The following is a 2,152-nucleotide window of genomic DNA, read 5'->3' as shown; positions in this document are numbered from 1 at the left end:
TCGACCGATGGTCAGCGTTTCGAAGCATCGAACTGCCTCAAGCCATTGCGTTCGTCATGCCGTTGCTTGCGAACCAGACCATTCTCGTCATCAAGGAAAGCGCGGTTGCATCGATCATCACGGTGCCCGAGTTGACCATGACTGCAAGCGACATTGTCTCGTCCACCTATACGTACATCGGTCCATACGCGATGTTGATCATCTGCTACTGGCTTCTCACGCAATGCGTCGCCGTTGCCTTCAAATGGGCGTCGGTGCTCATCGCTCCATCGCGTAAAACCTCATGAGCTCACTTCCCATTCTCGAACTTCGCGCTGTGGGTAAATCGTATGGCGCCAATCGCGTGCTCAAGGGCATCGATCTGACCGTGCAGCGTGGAGAGATCGTTTCGCTCATTGGACCGTCGGGTTCCGGCAAGACGACGGCGTTGCGCTGCATGAACTTCCTCGAAGCCTACGATGAAGGCGAGGTCTGGATCAAAGGCCAGTTGCTTGGGTATCGATCAGCAGGCCGTGCCGAACGTGACCGCGATAGCGAGAAGAGCATTGCGGACGTGCGACGGCCAGTTTCGATGGTATTTCAGCAGTTCAACCTGTGGCCGCATATGACCGTGCTCGGCAACGTGGCGGCGCCACTGGTGTTATCGAAAAAGGCAAATAAGGGCGATGCGCACAAGCAGGCGCTTGCAGCGCTCAAGCGCGTCGGTCTGGTCGAAAAGGCGCATGCGTATCCGGTGTCGTTGAGCGGCGGACAGCAACAACGCGTGGGAATTGCGCGTGCGTTGGCCATCGAACCCGAAGTCATGTTGCTCGATGAACCCACGTCCGCGCTCGACCCCGAACTCGTGGAAGAAGTGCTGAGCGTCATCCGCTCTCTTGCGCAAGACGGCATGACAATGGTGATGGTCACGCACGAGATGAGCTTCGCCGCAAAGATTTCGGATCAAGTGGTGTTCATGGAGGCCGGAAAGATCGTGGAAGCGGGGCCGCCCGAGCAACTCTTCGGCAACACGCGTACGCCGCGCTTACAGCAGTTCCTGAAGCCCTGGTTCGATCGCAGCCTGACTTCCGTCGCGGGGGTTGAATGATTCAGGACGACCCGCTCAAAACCGCATCCAGCATCAACGCAACGCGCCTTCTTGAATCCATCCAGACACTTGCGCGCTTCGGCGCGCGTGATGATGGAGGTGTGGACAGGCCGGCGCTTTCGACAATCGACATTGAAGCGCGCCGCCACCTGGTCGAGCGTGCGATCGCACTCGGCTGCACCGTGCGCACCGATGCCTGCGCGAACCTCTTTTTCCGTCGCGAAGGTCTGCAAGATCTGCCGCCGGTCATGACGGGCAGCCATATCGATACTCAACCCACCGGCGGCAAGCTCGACGGATGTTATGGCGTGCTCGCAGGCTTCGAATGTCTTGCTGCATTGAACGAGGCCAACATCCGGACGCGCCGCCCGTTCGAAGTCATTGCATGGACCAACGAAGAAGGCACGCGGTTCCAACCCGGCGCGATGGGGTCGAGTGCGTTCGTCGATCCAGCCTTGCTCCAACACTACGGACAAGCAAAAGACAGCAACGGCATCACGCTCGCTGCTGCGCTCGCGGCGCATCGTGACGCGTTTCCTGCGATCGAAACACGTGCCGTGCAAGAGAATGCGCATGCGTTCGTTGAACTGCACATCGAACAAGGCCCGCTGCTCGAACTCGCCGATATTCCTCTTGGTGTAGTCACCGGCATCCAGGGCGTGCGCTGGTACGCGGTGCACTGCAAGGGCGCGGCTGCGCACGCCGGCACCACACCCATGCACGCGCGCCACGACGCCATGACGCTCGCGGTCGCCGTGCGCGCGGAGATATCGGCGCTTGCACACCAGCTCGGCGGCGACGACACCCGCATCACTTTCGGCCGATGGACCGTGTTGCCCAACTCCATCAACACGATTGCATCGGACGTCACGTTCACGGTGGACTTCCGTCATCCGGACGCGTCCGTGCTCGATGCGTTCGATACCCGGCTGAGCGCCTGCATCGAACGTCATGGCGCTACGCGCGAAGCGTTGTTCACGCATCCACCGGTCGTGTTTGCGCCCTCGGTCATTCGTCGCGTCGCAGAGGCATGCAACGCACTCTCATCACCGTTGATGAACATCA

At 60.0% G+C, this 2,152-nt stretch carries 3 protein-coding genes; all 3 read left to right on the top strand.

Annotated features, from left to right (window positions below):
• The coding region (locus ACFFAR_RS31490) for an ABC transporter permease subunit (RefSeq protein ID WP_174364899.1) at window positions 1–287 on the top strand (287 nt) is incomplete at its 5' end.
• Window positions 284–1,087, top strand: a complete 804-nt coding sequence (locus ACFFAR_RS31485) for an ATP-binding cassette domain-containing protein (RefSeq protein WP_174364898.1) — start codon at window positions 284–286, stop codon at window positions 1,085–1,087. The genes ACFFAR_RS31490 and ACFFAR_RS31485, both read left to right, overlap by 4 nt.
• A partial coding sequence (locus tag ACFFAR_RS31480) for a M20 family metallo-hydrolase (protein WP_375509259.1) occupies window positions 1,084–2,152 on the top strand: 1,069 nt, incomplete at its 3' end. The genes ACFFAR_RS31485 and ACFFAR_RS31480, both read left to right, overlap by 4 nt.

The organism is uncultured Caballeronia sp., from assembly GCF_964243625.1.
Lineage (GTDB): Bacteria > Pseudomonadota > Gammaproteobacteria > Burkholderiales > Burkholderiaceae > Caballeronia.
Note: the sequence above shows the minus strand (reverse complement) of the source record. Positions and strands in the feature narration are given on the sequence as shown.